Here is a 16,079-nt window from a genome sequence, read left to right on the forward strand (position 1 = left end):
CGCGCTCGGACGGGGGTCAGCTGCTGCGGGGCGGGGCGGCGGTGCCCCCGGGGCACGGCAGCGGGTTCTGGATGTCGGTGACCTTCCACACCCCGTCGATCCGACGCATCGTCATGATGCTGAGCTGCTCGGGTCGTCGGCCGACCTGGCTGATCTCGTGGCCGGTGCCCGCGTCCACGATCCGCCAGGCGTTCAGGTCGACGCAGTCGTACAGCCGGCGGGCCTCCCCGTCGGTCCGCACGCCGAGCAGCCGGTGCTTCACCTCGCCGCTCATGTGCTGCCCCTCCTGGCGCAGTTGGTCCACCGAGGCGCGAAGGATGGAGAGGTTGGGCTCGTCGGCGTGGGCGTCCAGCGGCGCGGCGGCGACGTCGCCGGCCCGGGCGACCTTCGTCCACTCGTCCCAGTAGGCGAGGTACGGCTGCCGCAGGTCGTCCCCGACCGCGGTCAGCCGCTCGCCGTTCGGGCCGGTGGCGGTGGTGCGGTCCGGGGCGGCCGAGGAGGTGCCGGAGCAGCCCGCGGCGGCCAGGACGGCGGCGCAGGCCAGGGCGGCGGCGGCCGTCCGCGCCGGGCGGCCGGGCCGGGCGCGGCTCACTGGCCGTGCTCCCGCAGCACCGTCGCCGCCTGGTCGAGCTGGGACTGGATAGCGGCGCGGTAGGCCTTCAGCTCGTTGTCGTGCTGCTCGATCAGCTGTTTCTGGATGGCGCTCTGGACGCCGAAGGCGATGCCGGAGAGGTTGGTCTGCCGGGTGCAGGCGACGTCGGCCTTGGCGGTGTCGATCTCCCGCTGGGTCACCGTGGGGCCCCAGGACTCGGTGCTGAGGCTCTCGGGGTTGCCGTAGGCGTAGCCCCGCTGCTTCATGCAGGAGGCCCATTCGGTGGTGGCGGCGACCACCTGGGCGTCCGCCTTGGTGCGGTTCATCGACTGGCCGGTGAGGTCCCCGTAGACGTCGGCGGCGGGCGGCTTGTCGCCCTTGAGCTTGCGGTCGGCCTCGCCGGTGCAGCCGCCGGGCGGGGTGCTGCCGCCGGCCGGTTCGCCGCCGGTGGGGGACTTCAGCCCGGACAGCGCGGTGAACTCGGCGGGGTTCATCGGACTGCCGCTGCCGACCTTGGCTCCTCCGGCGGTGCCGGGCTGGTGGAACCCGTACTGGGCGGCCTGCGCCTCGTTGAGGAACCCGTACGGCGTGGGCATGTCGTCCTTGCCGGCCTTGGTGAGGTCGGCGTTGTTCGGCTGCCAGGAGGCGAAGCCGAGCCGCTTCATGCAGTCCTGGGTGAGCAGGCCCTGGGCCTTCGCGATGCCGGTCAGTTCCTGGGGGCTCGCCGCGAAGGCCCGCAGCGGGAGCTGCTGGGTGTCGGCCACGGTCGTCGGGGTGGGCGTCGCGGTCAGGGCGGGCGCGGCGGCCTGGCCGCCGGTTCCGCCGGTGGTCGGGGCGGCGCTCCCGCCGGAGGAGCAGCCGGTGAGCAGGGCGAGCCCTGCGGCGGCGACGACCAGGGCGGTGCGGCGGTGGGACCTCACGAGTGGACCTCATCGGGTGGGCGGGCCGGTAGTCTCGGGCGGAGCCCTCTTCGCCCCATTAGCGGTGGGGCGAAGAGGGCCGTGGTGCGGTGGGGCGGATCAGCAGCGAGTCGTCTGGCCCGTGCGGGCTCCGGAGATGTAGTCCTCGTGGGTGTAGCCCCAGACGCCGGTGTTCCGGTCGGTGTTGCTGTCCCAGTAGGACCAGCCGTTGACGGTCGAGCCGTTGGTGAAGCACCAGTCGTTGGTGCCGTGGCCCGGGTAGCCGATGCCGTTGATGGAGGAGTTGGTGTACGGGCCGCTGCGGATGTTGGCGGCGGTGGTGTAGTCGCTGACGTAGAGGGCGTTGGCGGCCCCGGTGCCGAGGGTCAGCGCGGCGACGGCGGCGGCCGCCACGGTGGCCACGCGGCCCATGCGGTTCTTGAGCATGGTGAGTCCCATCTCTCTTGGTGCGGAGGGTAGTTGCCGATGCCCCGAGTGGGGCCAGGACATCTCAGCACCGGGCCGGACGGTCCACCAGTGTCCTCAGGTACAGTCCTCCAGCCGGAACAGCAGGGCCGCCTGGGCCAGTTGGATGCGCGAGCACACGCCGAGCTGCTCGAACAGGGCGGCGGTGTGCGCCTTGACGGTCCGCTCCTCGATCCGCAGTTCGGCGGCGATCTCCTGGTTGGACAGGTCGGTTCCGATGAGTTCGAGGACTTGGGCGCGGCGCTGGGAGAGCCCCCTGACCCGGTCGGCCGCCGCGCGCATTCTCGAAAGATGATCGATCGTCAAAAGCTGTGCATCGCCCATCGGTTCCCCCCGTAGCCGAGTGTGGAGCGTACGCACGACAAGTCTCGGCCGGGCGGTAGGCCCAGTCAACGTGGATGTTACGGAGAGAGACGCTCCGGATGTCCGCGGTGAGCCGGCCGGGGGTGGGCCGTACGGGCCGCCGACCGGCGGTTCCGCTCCGGTTGCCGGGTGCGCGCGGCGGTCGGACGATGGGGGGCATGATGCACCAGATGCGAGCCGAGTACGGCGCCGGCGGCGAGGCCGGCGGGGTGCGGCTGTGGCACATGGTCCGGGGCGAGGAGAGTGTGGCGATGTGCGGCCGCGAGCTCGACCCGGCCGCGCGGGTGCGGGAGGCGGTGGACTGGGGGAAGACCCCGGAGCTGTGCTGCCACACCTGCGGGGCGTACTTCCTGCGCGAGGCGCCGTACCTGGCGGCCGAGCACCCGTAAACGGCGCTACCGTGCTCGGCATGGAGGAATCCCTCGTCCGGCCGTCGCCGTTGACCGATGAGGCCGCCGGGCTGCGCGCCGGTGTGCCGGAACTCCCCGAGTACGTGGACCGGTTGTGCGCGCTGGTCGAGCGGGTGGACCCGCTGATCCACGCGTTCGTGCCGGAGCCCGGGCGGTACGACCGGCTGCGGTCGCGGGCGCGCGAGCTGGCCGTGCGGTACCCGGAGCCCGACGGGCGGCCGCCGTTGTACGGGGTGGCGGTGGGCGTCAAGGACATCGTGCACGTGGACGGGCTGCCCACGCACGGCGGTTCGGCGCTGCCGCCCGGGGTGCTGGCCGGGCCGCAGGCCGTGGTGGTGGACCGGCTGCTGGCGGCGGGGGCGATGGTCGCGGGCAAGACGGTGACCGCCGAGTTCGCCGCGAGCGCCCCCGGTCCGACCCGCAATCCGCACCGGCCGGGGCACACCCCGGGCGGCTCCAGCAGCGGCTCGGCGGCGGCGGTCGCGGCCGGGCTGGTGCCGCTGGCGATCGGCACCCAGACGGTCGGCTCGGTGATCCGCCCGGCCGCGTACTGCGGGGTGGTGGGCTTCCGGCCGACGTACGGGCGGATCCCGATCGCGGGGGTGATCCCGAACGCGCCGAGCCTCGACACCCTGGGGACCTTCACCGCCGACCTGGCGGGCGCGGCCCTGGCGGCCCCGCTGCTCTGCGACGACTGGCGGGGCGACGGCCGGCTTCCCTCCCCGGACCGGATCGGTGCCGGGGAGGTCCGGCCGCCCGTGCTCGGGGTGCCGGACGGGACGTACCTGGAGTGCGCCGAGCCGGCCGCGCTGCGCGCCTTCGAGGAGCAGCTGGCCCGGCTGGCGCGGGCCGGGCTCACGGTGCGCCGGGTCGAGCTGTTCCCGGACTTCGCCGAGGTCGCCCGGCAGCTGCAGACGGTCAACCGTTTCGAGCTGGCCCGCGGCCACGCCGACTGGTTCGCCCGCTTCGGCGGGCTCTACCGGCCGGAGACGGCGGCGGGCATCCGGGTCGGCCGGGGCGTCGCGGCCGAGGACCGGGAGGCCGCCCTGCGGTTCCGGGGGCGGCTGCGCGAGCGGGTGGCCGCGGCGGGCGCGGCGGCCGGGGTGGACCTGTGGCTGGCGCCCTCGGCGACCGGCGGGGCGCCGGAGGGCCTGCACAGCACGGGGGACGCGGTGATGTCGCTGCCGTGGAGCTTCCTCGGGCGCCCGGCGCTGAGCCTGCCGGCCGGGCGGACCGGGGACGGGCTGCCGCTGGGCCTCCAGGTGGTCGGCGCGCCCGGCGGGGACGAGCTTCTGCTGGCCCAAGCAGCCTTCGTTGAAAGGGTGCTGACGGAGCGTTAGGCGAGCGCCGGGTCGGCCGGGTCGGCGGCCTCGGCGCGCAGCAGGCGCAGCAGCAGGCGGCCGGCCCGCTCGTACGGGGTGTCCTCGTCGTGCAGCACGGCCTGGGAGTTGGCCGTCTCCAGGACGGCGATCAGGGCGAAGGCGAGGTCCCCGAGGTCGGTGTCGGGGCGCAGGGCGCCGGCCGCCCGGGCGGCGGCGAGGGTCTCGACGACGGTGTCGGACCACTCCCGGGCGCAGCCGGCCAGGGCGTCCCGGACGGCGCCGGGGCGGGCGTCGAACTCGGCGGTGACCTCGTAGAAGAAGCAGCCGCCGGGGAACACCCGGGCGCGGGAGTAGGCCAGCCAGCTCTCGCAGAGGGCGCGGGCCCTGGCGAGGCCGGGCGGGGTGTCGGCGACCGGGGCGACGACGGCGTCGGCGAAGATCCGGCGGGCGGCGCGGACGGTGGCCAGCTGCAGCTCCTCCTTGGAGCCGAAGCCGGCGAAGACGCCGCTCTTGCTGAGCCCGAGGTCGGTGGCGAGGCGGCCGATGGAGAGCGCGTCCAGGCCTTCGACGGAGGCGATCCCGACGGCGCGGCGCAGCACCGCGCGGCGGGTCTCCTCGCCGCGCAGGACCCGTCCGTCCGTGGTCGTTCCGGCCATCGTCCGCGCCCCTGTTCCGCTCGTCTGTTCCGCTCGCCCTGCGTGCCGCCCAGGGTAGTGGGTGCATCGGGGCGGCCCCGGAGAACCCTAAAACTGCACGAACGGTCGTGCTAATATCTCGCCGCGAACGAGGCAGGACAAGGAGCGCGAGAGCAGGGAGACCCGATGGACCCGACCCGCGGACTGATCCGTACGACCCTCAACCCCACCGCCCGGTTCGCCCCCGGCCTGGCCGGGCGGGCCGCCTTCGAGCTGTTCACGCACCCGGTCCGGCGCAGCCGGGTGCGCGCGTCGGAGCGGGAGGTGCACGGGCGGGCGGCCACCGAGCGGCTCGCCGTGAACGGCAAGGCGGTGGTCGGCTACCGCTGGGGCAGCGGCGAGCGGCCGGTCCTGCTGCTGCACGGCTGGCGCTCCCGGGCCTCCCGGTTCGCCCCGTACGTGCCCCGGCTGCGGGCGCTCGGGCTGAGCGTCGTCGCCTTCGACGCGCCGGGCCACGGTGACTCCGGCGGCCGGACCACCGGCGTGCCGGAGTACCGCGAGCTCGCGCTGAGCCTCCAGGAGCGGTACGGGCCGTTCGAGGCCGTGCTGGCGCACTCGCTGGGCGTCTGCGCGGCCTTCGGGGCGCTGGCCGACGGCCTGCGGGCGGGCCGGCTGGCGGCCGTCTCCGGGGTGTCCCGGGTGGGCTTCTTCCCGGCCGCCTTCTGTGCCGGGCTCGGGTTGGACGCCGAGGTCGAGCGGGCGCTGCGGGAGCGGATCGAGCGGGAGCTGTTCGGTGGGGACGCCGGGGGCTGGGAGCGCTTCGACGCGGCCCGCCGGGTCGAGGCGGTCGACGGGCCGGTCCTGGTCGTGCACGACGAGGGCGACACCGTCGTCCCGCCGAGCGAGGCGTACCGGCTGCGCGAGGCGTACGGGGAGCGGCTGGAGCTGACCATCACTCAGGGCCTGGGCCACAGCAGGATTATCGCGGAGCCGACCGTTGTTGATCAGGTGATCGGATTCATCTCTGCCGGCCGGGAGGTCGCTGTCGTATGAGGATCGTCGAACTGCACGCACAGGCCATGGAGTTGGCCGTCCAGGTGGTGGACGGCCTACGGCCGGACCAGCTCGACCTGCCCACCCCCTGCGCGGGGTGGACACTGCGCAAGCTGCTGGAGCACTGCGTCGGCCAGCACCAGGGCTTCGCCGCGGCCGCCCGCGGCGCCGGGCCGGACCTGGCGCTGTTCGCGGACGCCCCGCTCGGCGCCGACCCGGCGGGCGCCTTCCGGCGCACCGGGACCGACCTCACCGCGGCCTTCCGGGAGGCGGCCACCGCGGACCGGCCGATCTGGCTGGCCGAGATCCGCGACGGCGGCCCCTTCCCGCTCACCCAGGCGGTGGGCTTCCACCTGCTGGACACCCTGGTGCACGGCTGGGACGTCGCCGCCGCGCTCGGCACCCAGGACACGCTGGTCGCCGCGGTGGACGGCGACGACGCGCTGGCCACCGCGCTGCTGACGGTGACCGAGGCCGTCCCGAACACCGAGGAACACCGGGCGCCCGGCCGGGCCTTCGCCCCGGGGCTCGAACCCGGCGGCGGCACCGGCCGGTTCGACCGCGCCCTGGCACTGCTCGGCCGCGACCCGGCCTGGAAGCCGTAACGGCCCTGTCCGCCCCGGGGCTTCCGGAACACAGCCCCGGGGTTTCCGGAACACAGGGGATTCCGGAAACCCCGGGGCCTGCCTTCGGCCCGCGTCCGCGGTCGGGCAGGCCCTACGGGCGGCGGGCGGCCCCGGCGCCCCGGCTCTCGGGGCCGCGCTGCTCGTCGGGGAAGCGCGGGCCGCCGATCAGGAAGAGCAGTGCGGCGGTCGGGAAGCCGAGCGAGGCGGCCAGCAACACGATGAACTCCCAGAACATCTTCCGCTCCTCGTCAGTCGCGGGCCGCCCGGACACCCGAAGGTGATCCCAAACCCGACCCGCTCCGATTGGCCGAATCGTCCGGTCACTGTCCGACGGTATGGCCGAATCACCCCGGCTGCCACCGGGCGCCGGCCCCCGGCCCGCGCCACACCGGCGCACGGGTCTGGGCGCGGGCCGGGGGCGGCGGCCACACTGTCGGGATGCAGCTACAGCTCGCAGGGGAAGCACGGCGGCCCGACCGCGAGAGCGAGGACTTCGCGGTGGCCTCGCCGGAGGCGCTGGTCCTGCTGGACGGCGCGAGCTCGCCGGTCGGCCTGGAGTCCGGGTGCCGGCACGGGACGGCCTGGTACGTGCGCCGGCTGGGCGTGCACCTGCTCGCCCGGCTCACCGACCGGGCGGACCGCTCGATCGCCGACTGCCTGGCCGACGCCATCGTGGAGACGGCCGCGCTGCACGGCGGCCGCTGCGACCTGGCCCACCCGAACACCCCCGCCGCGATGGTCGTCGCGGCCCGGCGGCACGGCGAGGCGCTGGAGTACCTGGTGCTCGGCGACTCCCTGCTGGTGCTGGAGTTCAAGGACGGCCCGCCGAAGGTGATCGGGGACAACCAGCGCTTCCCCGGCGGCGAGGAGCTGCGCCGGCAGGTCTGGGAGACCGTCCCCGGCTCGGCCGAGCGGGCCGCGCTGCACCTGGAGTACGTGCTGGCCGTGCGCGCCGCCCGCAACCGGGGCAACGGCCCGTGGATCGCCGCCGCCAGCCCGCGGGCGGCCGAGCACGCCGAGACCGGCTCCGTCCGGCTGGACCGGCTGCACGCGCTGGCCGCCCTCACCGACGGCGCCTCGCGCTACACCGAGCGCTTCGGGCTGGGCAGTTGGGGCGACGTGCTGCGGCTGCTCGCCGAGTCCGGGCCGGGCGAGCTGATCGCCCAGGTCCGGGCGGTGGAGCGGGCGGACGCCGGCTGCGAGCGCTGGCCGCGCGGCAAGACGCACGACGACGCCTCGGCCCTGTACGCGCTGCTGTAGGCGGTGGACGCGCGAGGGCCCGGACCGGGTGCGGTCCGGGCCCTCGCGAGCGGGCGGGCTCAGTGGCCGTCGGCGGGGATGGTGCCGAGGCGGCCGGCCTGGAAGTCCTCCATGGCCTGCTGGAGCTCGCGGTGGCTGTTCATCACGAACGGGCCGTAGTGGGCGACGGGTTCGCGGATCGGGAGGCCGCCGAGGAGGACGACCTCGAAGTTGTTGTCGCGGGAGTCCTGCTTCTCGTCGGCGCGCAGGGTGATCGAGTCGCCGTCGCCGAAGACGACGGCCTGGCCCCGGTGGAAGGGGCGGTGCTCGGTGCCGGCCGAGCCGTTGCCGGCGAGGCCGTAGGCGAGGGCGTTGAAGTCGGCGCGCCAGGGCAGGGTGATCTGGGCGCCGGGGTTGATCGAGGCGTGGATCATGGTGATCGGGGTGAAGGTGGTGCCCGGGCCCTGGTGGCCGTCCAGTTCGCCGGCGATGACGCGCAGGAGCGCGCCGCCGTCCTCGGTGCTGAGCAGCTTGACGCTGCCGCCGCGGATGTCCTGGTACTTCGGGGTGATCATCTTGTCCGAGGCGGGCAGGTTGACCCACAGCTGGAGGCCGTGGAACAGGCCGCCGGACTGCACCAGGGACTCCGGCGGGGTCTCGATGTGCAGCAGGCCGGAGCCGGCCGTCATCCACTGGGTGTCGCCGTCGGTGATGGTGCCGCCACCGCCGTGCGAGTCCCGGTGGATGAACGTTCCGTCGATGATGTACGTGACGGTCTCGAAGCCGCGGTGCGGGTGCCAGGGGGTGCCCTTGGGCTCGCCGGCCGCGTAGTCCACCTCGCCCATCTGGTCCATCATGATGAACGGGTCGAGGTACTTCTGGTTGATCCTGGCGAAGGCGCGGCGGACGGGGAAGCCCTCGCCCTCGTAGCCCTCGGGGGCGGTCGCCACGGTGAGGACCGGCCGTGCGCTCGTGACGGCGGGGTCCGGCGTGGTGACGCGCGGGAGGGTCAGCGGGTTGTCGACGGTCACGGCGGGCATGTCGGCCTCCTTCGGGGGGTGTCTGGCCTACATCCATGAGGTTAGTTCAATCCTCAACAACAAGCAAGTTGAAAGTTGAACTATGTAGTGACGAAGGAGCGCGGGGCTCCTCGTCCAGCATGGGTCAGCCGTACATCCGGCGCATCGTGAAGTCGACCATCTGCTCGACGGCCTTGGCGTCGAACACCATCCGGTGCTCGCCCTCCATGTCCAGCGCGAAGCCGTAGCCGGTCGGCAGCAGGTCCAGGACCTCGGCGCCGGTGACGGTGAAGTGCTTGGAGTCCTTGCCGGCGTAGCGGCGCAGCTCCTTCAGCGAGCTGAACATCGGGATCACCGGCGTCGGGGTGTTGTGCAGCGCCAGGAAGCCGGGGCGGTCGCCGCGGGGGCAGTGCACCTTCGAGGTGATGAAGATCGCCTGGAAGTCCTCGACCGCCATCGAGCCGGTGGTGAAGGCCCGGACGGCGTCCGCGAGTGAGGGCGGCGAGGGTTCGGGGTACAGGGACTGCTGGGGGGCCTGCGACTGCCCGCCGTAGGCGTCGGGTCCGGGCATGCCGTTCATGCCCTGCTGCGGTCCCGCCTGCTGCTGGTAGGGGTCGCCCGGGTATGTGTTCTGGTCATATCCGTACACACGGACAGGCTAGCGGGAGCGCACCCCTCTCCGCTGGCACCGATCCTGACAAGGAGTGGCCGCGTCGGCTGTGGGACGTGACCACGTTCATAGCGGATTCGCCGGCGGGGGCTTGCCCAAGTTACCGCTGGGTAGCATCATGATGCCTACTGGTGGGTACGGGACGCCGGAACGCGGCGGTCTCCCGGAAGCGACGAACCGGAGATAACGGCCATGGGTCACTACAAGTCCAACCTGCGGGACGTGGAGTTCAACCTCTTCGAGGTGTTCGGCCGCGAGCAGGTGTACGGCACCGGACCGTTCGCGGACATGGACGTCGAGACCGCGAAGAACATCCTCAGCGAGATCGCGCGCCTCGCCGAGAACGACCTCGCGGCGTCCTACGCCGACACCGACCGCAACCCGCCGGTCTTCGACCCGGAGACCAGCACCGCGCCGATCCCGGCCACCTTCAAGAAGAGCTACCAGACCTTCATGGACGCCGAGTGGTGGCGCCTGGGCATCCCGGAGTCGATCGGCGGCCAGGTCACCCCGAACTCGCTGATCTGGGCCTTCGCCGAGCAGATCCTGGGCTCCAACCCGGCCATCTGGATGTACTCCTCCGGCCCGGCCTTCGCCGGCGTCATCGCCGAGGAGGGCACCGAGGAGCAGCTCGAGGTCGCCAAGCGGATGACCGACCGCCTGTGGGGCTCCACCATGGTCCTCACCGAGCCCGACGCGGGCTCCGACGTGGGCGCCGGCCGCACCAAGGCGATCCAGCAGGAGGACGGCTCCTGGCACATCGAGGGCGTCAAGCGCTTCATCACCTCGGGCGAGCACGACATGTCCGAGAACATCATCCACATGGTGCTGGCCCGCCCCGAGGGCGGCAAGCCGGGCACCAAGGGCCTGGGCCTGTTCATCGTCCCCAAGTTCGACTTCGACTGGGAGACCGGCGAGCTGGGCGAGCGCAACGGCGTCTACGCCACCAACGTCGAGCACAAGATGGGCCTCAAGGCCTCGAACACCTGCGAGATGACCTTCGGCGCCAAGCACCCGGCCAAGGGCTGGCTGCTCGGCGACAAGGTCGACGGCATCCGCCAGATGTTCAAGATCATCGAGTTCGCCCGGATGATGGTCGGCACGAAGGCCATCGCCACCCTCTCCACCGGCTACCTGAACGCCCTGGAGTACGCCAAGGAGCGCGTGCAGGGCGCCGACATCTCGCAGTTCCTGGACAAGACCGCCCCGCGCGTCACCATCACCCACCACCCGGACGTGCGCCGCTCGCTGCTGACCCAGAAGGCCTACGCCGAGGGCATGCGCGCGCTGGTGCTGTTCACCGCGTCCACCCAGGACGACATGATGGCCGCCAAGCTGCGCGGCGAGCACGACGAGGCCGCCGAGCGCCTCAACGACCTGCTGCTGCCGATCGTCAAGGGCTACGGCTCGGAGAAGTCCTACGAGCAGCTCGCCCAGTCGCTGCAGACCTTCGGCGGCTCCGGGTACCTCCAGGAGTACCCGATCGAGCAGTACATCCGGGACGCCAAGATCGACACCCTGTACGAGGGCACCACGGCGATCCAGGGCCAGGACTTCTTCTTCCGCAAGATCGTCAAGGACGGCGGCCAGGCGCTCACCGCCCTGAACGAGCAGATCCAGAAGTTCATCGACTCGGCCGCCGGCGGCGACGCCCTGGCCGCCGAGCGCAAGCTGCTCGCCAAGGCCGCCGGCGACCTGGAGGCCATCGTCGGCAAGCTGATCGCCGACCTGACCTCGGTCGAGCAGGACGTCAAGAACATGTACAAGGTGGGCCTGAACACCACCCGCCTGCTGATGGTCTCCGGCGACGTCGTGGTCGGCTGGCTGCTGCTGCGCCAGGCCGTGGTGGCCCTGGCCAAGCTGGAGGCCGGCGCCTCCGAGAAGGACGTCCCGTTCTACCAGGGCAAGGTCGCGGCCGCCCGCTTCTTCGCCAAGAACGTCCTGCCGACCGTCGCCCCGCAGCGCCTGATCGCCGAGGGCATCGACAACGAGATCATGGACCTGGCGGAGGAGGCCTTCTAGGCCCGTCCGGGACCGCCGGGCCCGTCCGGGCCCGCGCACCCCTCGAACCGCCTGACACACCCTCGCACCGAAGGGCCCGGCTGCCACCGGGCCCTTCGGTGCGTCCGGGGCCGTGGCCGGGGCGGGCGTCCGGGGCCGTGGCCGGGGCGGGCGTCCGGGTGTGCGTCCGGGCGTGCGTCCGGCGGCGGAAAGCTCCGACCGTGCGCGGCGGTTCACGGTCGTGTCCGGGTCGTGCACCGAACCAGGTGTTCCGAATGCCCTGTCCGTGTACGGGCATATGCTCAGGTGCGAAGCCGACTCCCCATCCGGCTTCGGCCCTCACTCGACCCAGGAGCAGCATGTCGACCGCCGCCCGCCAGGCATTCTTCGACCGGACGCACAGCGACGACCTGATCGCGTTCCTCGGCACCTCACCCTCCCCGTACCACGCGGTGGCGAGCGCCGCGGAGCGGCTGGAGAAGGCGGGCTTCCGGCAGGTCGCCGAGACGGACGCGTGGGACGACGCGGCCGGCGGGCGCTACCTGATCCGCGGGGGCGCGCTGATCGCCTGGTACCTGCCGGAGGGAGCGGGCCCCGAGACGCCGTTCCGGATCGTCGGCACCCACACCGACTCGCCCAACCTGCGGGTCAAGCCCGTGCCGGACACCGGCTCGGAGGGCTGGCGGCAGGTCGCCGTGGAGATCTACGGCGGCGTCCCGCTGAACACCTGGCTGGACCGCGACCTCGGCCTCTCCGGCCGGCTCGCGCTCAAGGACGGCACCGCCCGGCTGGTCCAGCTGGACGAGCCGCTGCTGCGCGTGCCGCAGCTCGCCATCCACCTGGACCGCCAGGTCAACGAGGGCATGAAGCTCGACAAGCAGCGCCACCTCACCCCGATCTGGGGCCTCGGCCCGGTCGACGAGGGCGCGCTGATCTCCTACGTCGCCCAGCGGGCCGGTCTGGACGCCGCCGACGTGGCCGGCTGGGACCTCATGACCCACGACGTCCAGCCCGCCTCCTACCTGGGCCGCGACCGCGAACTGCTGGCCGCCCCGCGCCTGGACAACCTGCTCTCGGTGCACGCGGCCACCGCCGCGCTCGCCGCCGTCGCCACCGCCGAGGGCGCCGCCAGCCTGCCGTACATCCCGGTGCTGGCCGCCTTCGACCACGAGGAGACCGGCAGCGAGTCCGACACCGGCGCGCAGAGCCCGCTGCTCGGCACCGTGCTGGACCGGACGGTCCACGCGCGCGGCGGCACCACCGAGGACCGGGCCCGGGCCCTCGCCGGCACCGTCTGCCTCTCCTCGGACATGGGCCACGCCGTCCACCCGAACTACAGCGAGCGGCACGAGCCGGGCCACCACCCGATGCCGAACGGCGGGCCGATCCTCAAGGTCAACGTCAACAACCGCTACGCGACCGACGGCGTCGGGCGGGCGGTGTTCGCGGCCGCCTGTGAGAAGGCGGGCGTGCCGTGGCAGACCTTCGTCTCCAACAACGCCATGCCCTGCGGTACGACGATCGGCCCGATCACGGCGGCGCGGCTGGGCATCAAGACGGTGGACTGCGGCATCGCGGCGCTCTCCATGCACTCGGCGCGCGAGCTGTGCGGCGCGGAGGACCCGTACCTGCTGGCGAGCGCGCTCAAGGCCTTCCTGGAGGGCTGACGGCGGACGCGGAAGGGGCCCGGCGGTCGTCCGCCGGGCCCCTTCGCGCTGTTCTGCCGAGCGTTGTTCCGGGTTACTCCATCCCGGCCAGGACCAGCGGGAGGCGGCGGGCGCCGTCGGCGACCAGCTTCACCGGCACGCCCCAGTCCTGCTGGTGCACGTGGCAGGCCGGGTACTCGATCTCCGGGTCGTCGTCGCAGGAGGCGGCCATCGCCGAGACGTGCAGCACTCCCTCGGCGACCTCGGCGGAGAGCACCAGCTCACGGGAGAGGTCGGTGTCCGCGCCCGCGCCGGAGACCAGCAGCTCGGGCGGGGTCGAGCTGACCAGCAGCCGGGTGGACGGGCCGTAGCGCTCGTCCAGCTTCTGGCCGTTCGGTGCCTCGAAGACCACGTCCAGCCGGAAGGCGCCCGGGGCGACCTCGGTGGCCGCGCGCCGGGTGCGGTGCGCCACCGACTCGACCCGCACCGCCTCCTCCGGCAGCCGCAGCCTGGTCAGCCGGTGCCGGGCCGACTCGACCACCACGATGTCGCCGTCCACCAGCACCGCCCCCGAGGGCTCGCGCAGGTCGGTGGCCAGCGTGCTGACCTCACCGCTGGCCGGGTCGTAGCGGCGCAGCGCGTGGTTGTAGGTGTCGGCGACGGCCACCGAGCCGTCCGGCAGCACGGTGACGCCCAGCGGGTGCTGGAACAGCGCCTGGTCGGCCGCGCCGTCGCGGTGGCCGAAGTCGAACAGGCCGGTGCCGACGGCGGTCCGGACCGCCCCTGTTTCACGTGAAACCCAGCGCAGCGCGGAGGTCTCGGAGTCGGCGACCCAGAGCCGCTCGCCGTCCGCGGAGACCGCGAGGCCGGACGGCTGGGCGAACCAGGCCTCGGCGGCGGGCCCGTCCACCAGGCCCTCGTTGGTGGTGCCGGCCGCGACCGCGACCGTGTCGGCGGCCGGGTCGAACGACCACAGCTGGTGCACGCCGGCCATCGCGATCCACACCCGGCCGTCGAACCAGGCGACGTCCCACGGCGAGGAGAGGTCCACCTCGCGGGCCGGGCCCTCGGTGGCCGAGCCCTGCCACCACTGGCGGCCGGTGCCGGCCAGGGTGGTCACCAGGCCGTCGGCGAGGCGCACGCCGCGCAGGGCGTGGTTGACGGTGTCCGCGACGACCACGTCGTACGCCGAGCCCTCCGGCAGCAGCGCGAGGCCCTGCGGCTCGCTGAACCGCGGGCCGGCGCCGTCCGAGCCGTCGCCGTCCACCAGCCCGCGCTGCCCGTCGCCGATCCGGCGCACCACCGTCTCGCCGTCCTCGGCCAGCTCGACCAGCGAGTGGTGGCCGGAGTCGGCGACCAGGAAGTGGCCGTTCGGCAGCCGGACCGCCTTGCCGGGGAACTTGAGGGCCCCCGCGGTCGGCTCCGGCGCCACGTACGGGCCGTCGCCGCGGCGCAGCGTGCCCTTCGCGGCGTGCTCGGCCTCCAGCTCCTCGACCAGCCGGGCGAGCGCGTGGGCATGCCCCTCACCGGCGTGCTGGGCGACCACGTAGCCCTCCGGGTCGATCACCACCAGCGTCGGCCAGGCCCGGACGGCGTACTGCTTCCAGGTGGCCAGCGCCGGGTCGTCCAGCACCGGGTGGTGCACCTCGTAGCGGGCGACGGCGTCGACCACGGCCTGGTGGTCGGCCTCGTGCACGAACTTCGGCGAGTGCACCCCGACGATCACCACGGTGTCGCGGTGCGCCTCCTCCAGCTCCCGCAGCTCGTCCAGGACGTGCAGGCAGTTGATGCAGCAGAAGGTCCAGAAGTCCAGGATGGTGATCTTGCCCCGGAAGTCGGCGAGCGTGAGCTCCTTGCCGCCGGTGTTCAGCCAACCGCCTGCCCCGACCAGTTCGGGGGCGCGTACACGTGCACGAGATGCCATGCGTCAATCAAACCGCACGCCCGCTGCCCGCATTCCGGTGCGGGGCCACGAGCGGTTACGGGCGGGTGAGGTCGGCCTGCCAGCGGGTCTCGCCGTCCTGGGTGTGGGCGGTGCGGCGCAGGCCGAGGGCGGTGGCGATCCTGGCGGAGGCGTGGTGGTCGGGGTGGATGTGGGCGACGGCGGTGGTGGCGCCGGCGGCGGTGAGGTGGGCGAGCAGGGTGCGGGCGGCCTCGGTGGCCAGGCCGCGGCGCTGCCAGGGGGTGCCGACCACCCAGGCGAGTTCGGCCCCGTCGGGGCGGACGGTGGTCTGCACGTAGCCGGTGAGGGCGCCGTCGGCGCGCAGCCGCAGCACCCAGTTGCCCCAGGCCTCGGCCGGGTCGGGGGAGCCGGCGGCGAGCCGGGCGCAGCGGGCGCGCAGCTCCTCGACGGTGGCCGGGCGGCCACCGGTGAAGGCGTGCAGGGCCGGGTCGGCGAGCGCGGCCGCCAGCTCCTCGGCGTGCCCGGGGGCGATCGGCAGCAGGTCGAGGCGCTCGCTGCGCAGCTCGGCGGTGGTGAGGTCAGGGTGCATGGCCGTATTGAAGGGGATCGGGGGCCGTTGTGCGACGGGGTTTCCGGTCGGCCGTCCCGTGGCGGTGCTTTCCCGCGGCCGGGGGTCCGGGGTCGAATGGGGCGGACGTCAACACGAGGAGGTCGCACGTGCGGTACCTGGTCAGGGAGAAGCTGTTCGCGGTCGGCGACGACTACTGGATCGAGGACGACCGGGGCCGCAAGGCGTACCTGGTGGACGGCAAGGTGCTGCGGCTGCGGGACACCTTCGAGCTGAAGGACGCGCACGGGCGGGTGGTCGCGGTGGTGAAGGAGAAGATGCTCACCGTCCGCGACGCGATGAAGATCGAGGACGCCGACGGCGAGGTGGTCGCCACCGTCCGGGAGAAGCTGTTCACCCCCTTCCGGGACAAGTACCTGGTGGAGCTGGCCTCCGGCGGCGAGCTGAAGATCCACGGCAACCTGATCGACAAGGACTACCGGATCGAGAACCAGCACGGCGACGACCTGGCCCGGATCAGCCGCAAGTGGTTCCGGATCCGCGACACCTACGGGGTGGAGATCGCCGACGGCGCGGACACCGGCCTGCTGCTGGCCGTCGCGGCCTGCGTCGACCACCTGGTGCACGAGGACGACTGACCCGTCCCC

The 16,079-nt window shown here is 73.3% G+C and carries 18 protein-coding genes; 8 read left to right on the top strand and 10 right to left on the bottom strand.

The genetic code is table 11. From position 1 onward, the window contains the following. Positions 1–16: 16 nt before the first annotated feature. The 4 genes from ACFY4B_RS33590 to ACFY4B_RS33605 all read right to left on the bottom strand — a co-directional run bounded on the left by ACFY4B_RS33590 (position 17) and on the right by ACFY4B_RS33605 (position 2,259). Positions 17–592 carry a hypothetical protein gene (locus ACFY4B_RS33590; protein WP_380743046.1) on the bottom strand — a complete coding sequence of 192 codons (576 nt, stop codon included), beginning with the start codon at positions 590–592 and terminating at the stop codon, positions 17–19. Then, positions 589–1,512: a hypothetical protein gene (locus tag ACFY4B_RS33595; protein ID WP_387974288.1), complete on the bottom strand. Its 924-nt coding sequence runs from the start codon at positions 1,510–1,512 to the stop codon at positions 589–591. Before ACFY4B_RS33595 ends, ACFY4B_RS33590 begins: the two co-directional genes overlap by 4 nt. A gap of 99 nt (positions 1,513–1,611) precedes the next feature. After that, positions 1,612–1,938, bottom strand: a complete 327-nt coding sequence (locus tag ACFY4B_RS33600) for a hypothetical protein (RefSeq protein WP_375877073.1) — start codon at positions 1,936–1,938, stop codon at positions 1,612–1,614. 96 nt (positions 1,939–2,034) lie between these two features. Beyond that, positions 2,035–2,259, bottom strand: coding sequence for a response regulator transcription factor (locus tag ACFY4B_RS33605; protein WP_049657156.1), 225 nt, complete (start codon positions 2,257–2,259; stop codon positions 2,035–2,037). A gap of 239 nt (positions 2,260–2,498) precedes the next feature. Between ACFY4B_RS33605 and ACFY4B_RS33610 the strand changes: the two genes are divergently transcribed. After that, positions 2,499–2,729 (top strand): hypothetical protein, encoded by a 231-nt coding sequence (locus ACFY4B_RS33610; protein WP_049657159.1) that lies wholly within the window; start codon positions 2,499–2,501, stop codon positions 2,727–2,729. Between the two features lie 20 nt (positions 2,730–2,749). Next, positions 2,750–4,090, top strand: coding sequence for an amidase (locus ACFY4B_RS33615; RefSeq protein WP_387974291.1), 1,341 nt, complete (start codon positions 2,750–2,752; stop codon positions 4,088–4,090). Here ACFY4B_RS33615 and ACFY4B_RS33620 read toward each other — a convergent pair. Continuing rightward, positions 4,087–4,728, bottom strand: a complete 642-nt coding sequence (locus ACFY4B_RS33620) for a TetR/AcrR family transcriptional regulator (protein ID WP_074002030.1) — start codon at positions 4,726–4,728, stop codon at positions 4,087–4,089. The two genes, ACFY4B_RS33615 and ACFY4B_RS33620, sit on opposite strands and share 4 nt — an antisense overlap. Positions 4,729–4,893: 165 nt before the next feature. Between ACFY4B_RS33620 and ACFY4B_RS33625 the strand changes: the two genes are divergently transcribed. Beyond that, positions 4,894–5,760, top strand: coding sequence for an alpha/beta hydrolase (locus ACFY4B_RS33625; RefSeq protein WP_074002031.1), 867 nt, complete (start codon positions 4,894–4,896; stop codon positions 5,758–5,760). Further along, on the top strand, positions 5,757–6,365 hold the full coding sequence (locus ACFY4B_RS33630; protein WP_387974294.1) for a TIGR03086 family metal-binding protein: 609 nt from the start codon (positions 5,757–5,759) through the stop codon (positions 6,363–6,365). Before ACFY4B_RS33625 ends, ACFY4B_RS33630 begins: the two co-directional genes overlap by 4 nt. 112 nt (positions 6,366–6,477) lie before the next feature. Here the strand turns inward: ACFY4B_RS33630 and ACFY4B_RS33635 are convergent, their stop codons facing one another. Beyond that, a complete protein-coding gene (locus tag ACFY4B_RS33635; RefSeq protein ID WP_158077691.1) occupies positions 6,478–6,621 on the bottom strand; it encodes a hypothetical protein in 144 nt (47 codons plus the stop codon). 203 nt (positions 6,622–6,824) lie between these two features. Between ACFY4B_RS33635 and ACFY4B_RS33640 the strand changes: the two genes are divergently transcribed. Then, positions 6,825–7,646 (top strand): protein phosphatase 2C domain-containing protein, encoded by an 822-nt coding sequence (locus ACFY4B_RS33640; protein ID WP_063780134.1) that lies wholly within the window; start codon positions 6,825–6,827, stop codon positions 7,644–7,646. Between the two features lie 59 nt (positions 7,647–7,705). Here the strand turns inward: ACFY4B_RS33640 and ACFY4B_RS33645 are convergent, their stop codons facing one another. Continuing rightward, positions 7,706–8,665, bottom strand: coding sequence for a pirin family protein (locus tag ACFY4B_RS33645; protein WP_049651061.1), 960 nt, complete (start codon positions 8,663–8,665; stop codon positions 7,706–7,708). A 124-nt stretch (positions 8,666–8,789) separates the two neighbouring features. Further along, positions 8,790–9,293 (bottom strand): SseB family protein, encoded by a 504-nt coding sequence (locus ACFY4B_RS33650; protein ID WP_049651062.1) that lies wholly within the window; start codon positions 9,291–9,293, stop codon positions 8,790–8,792. A 213-nt stretch (positions 9,294–9,506) separates the two neighbouring features. Between ACFY4B_RS33650 and ACFY4B_RS33655 the strand changes: the two genes are divergently transcribed. Continuing rightward, positions 9,507–11,336 (top strand): acyl-CoA dehydrogenase, encoded by a 1,830-nt coding sequence (locus ACFY4B_RS33655; protein ID WP_049651063.1) that lies wholly within the window; start codon positions 9,507–9,509, stop codon positions 11,334–11,336. Between the two features lie 338 nt (positions 11,337–11,674). Next, the gene (locus tag ACFY4B_RS33660; RefSeq protein WP_074002034.1) at positions 11,675–12,982 is read left to right on the top strand and encodes a M18 family aminopeptidase; all 1,308 of its coding nucleotides are present in this window, start codon (positions 11,675–11,677) and stop codon (positions 12,980–12,982) included. A 73-nt stretch (positions 12,983–13,055) separates the two neighbouring features. Here ACFY4B_RS33660 and ACFY4B_RS33665 read toward each other — a convergent pair whose 3' ends face one another. Next, positions 13,056–14,885 (bottom strand): NHL domain-containing thioredoxin family protein, encoded by a 1,830-nt coding sequence (locus tag ACFY4B_RS33665; RefSeq protein ID WP_387974299.1) that lies wholly within the window; start codon positions 14,883–14,885, stop codon positions 13,056–13,058. A 55-nt stretch (positions 14,886–14,940) separates the two neighbouring features. Then, positions 14,941–15,453, bottom strand: coding sequence for a GNAT family N-acetyltransferase (locus tag ACFY4B_RS33670; protein WP_074002037.1), 513 nt, complete (start codon positions 15,451–15,453; stop codon positions 14,941–14,943). Positions 15,454–15,581: 128 nt separating this feature from the next. Here ACFY4B_RS33670 and ACFY4B_RS33675 point away from each other — a divergent pair, with 128 nt between their 5' ends. After that, entirely contained in the window at positions 15,582–16,070 is a 489-nt protein-coding gene (locus tag ACFY4B_RS33675; protein ID WP_049651067.1) for an LURP-one-related/scramblase family protein, read from the top strand. The last annotated feature ends 9 nt before the right edge of the window (positions 16,071–16,079 follow it).

The sequence above is a fragment of the Kitasatospora sp. NPDC001261 genome (assembly GCF_042896795.1).
Classification (GTDB): domain Bacteria; phylum Actinomycetota; class Actinomycetes; order Streptomycetales; family Streptomycetaceae; genus Kitasatospora.

Bases quoted from the DNA above. Each gene is read 5' to 3' on its own strand.
- ACFY4B_RS33625 (WP_074002031.1), top strand. From the start codon at position 4,894: ATGGACCCGACCCGCGGACTGATCCGTACGACCCTCAACCCCACCGCC.
- ACFY4B_RS33660 (WP_074002034.1), top strand. From the start codon at position 11,675: ATGTCGACCGCCGCCCGCCAGGCATTCTTCGACCGGACGCACAGCGAC.
- ACFY4B_RS33640 (WP_063780134.1), top strand. From the start codon at position 6,825: ATGCAGCTACAGCTCGCAGGGGAAGCACGGCGGCCCGACCGCGAGAGC.
- ACFY4B_RS33600 (WP_375877073.1), bottom strand. From the start codon at position 1,938: ATGCTCAAGAACCGCATGGGCCGCGTGGCCACCGTGGCGGCCGCCGCC.
- ACFY4B_RS33615 (WP_387974291.1), top strand. From the start codon at position 2,750: ATGGAGGAATCCCTCGTCCGGCCGTCGCCGTTGACCGATGAGGCCGCC.
- ACFY4B_RS33645 (WP_049651061.1), bottom strand. From the start codon at position 8,665: ATGCCCGCCGTGACCGTCGACAACCCGCTGACCCTCCCGCGCGTCACC.
- ACFY4B_RS33610 (WP_049657159.1), top strand. From the start codon at position 2,499: ATGATGCACCAGATGCGAGCCGAGTACGGCGCCGGCGGCGAGGCCGGC.
- ACFY4B_RS33630 (WP_387974294.1), top strand. From the start codon at position 5,757: ATGAGGATCGTCGAACTGCACGCACAGGCCATGGAGTTGGCCGTCCAG.
- ACFY4B_RS33605 (WP_049657156.1), bottom strand. From the start codon at position 2,259: ATGCGCGCGGCGGCCGACCGGGTCAGGGGGCTCTCCCAGCGCCGCGCC.
- ACFY4B_RS33670 (WP_074002037.1), bottom strand. From the start codon at position 15,453: ATGCACCCTGACCTCACCACCGCCGAGCTGCGCAGCGAGCGCCTCGAC.
- ACFY4B_RS33665 (WP_387974299.1), bottom strand. From the start codon at position 14,885: ATGGCATCTCGTGCACGTGTACGCGCCCCCGAACTGGTCGGGGCAGGC.
- ACFY4B_RS33635 (WP_158077691.1), bottom strand. From the start codon at position 6,621: ATGTTCTGGGAGTTCATCGTGTTGCTGGCCGCCTCGCTCGGCTTCCCG.
- ACFY4B_RS33655 (WP_049651063.1), top strand. From the start codon at position 9,507: ATGGGTCACTACAAGTCCAACCTGCGGGACGTGGAGTTCAACCTCTTC.
- ACFY4B_RS33620 (WP_074002030.1), bottom strand. From the start codon at position 4,728: ATGGCCGGAACGACCACGGACGGACGGGTCCTGCGCGGCGAGGAGACC.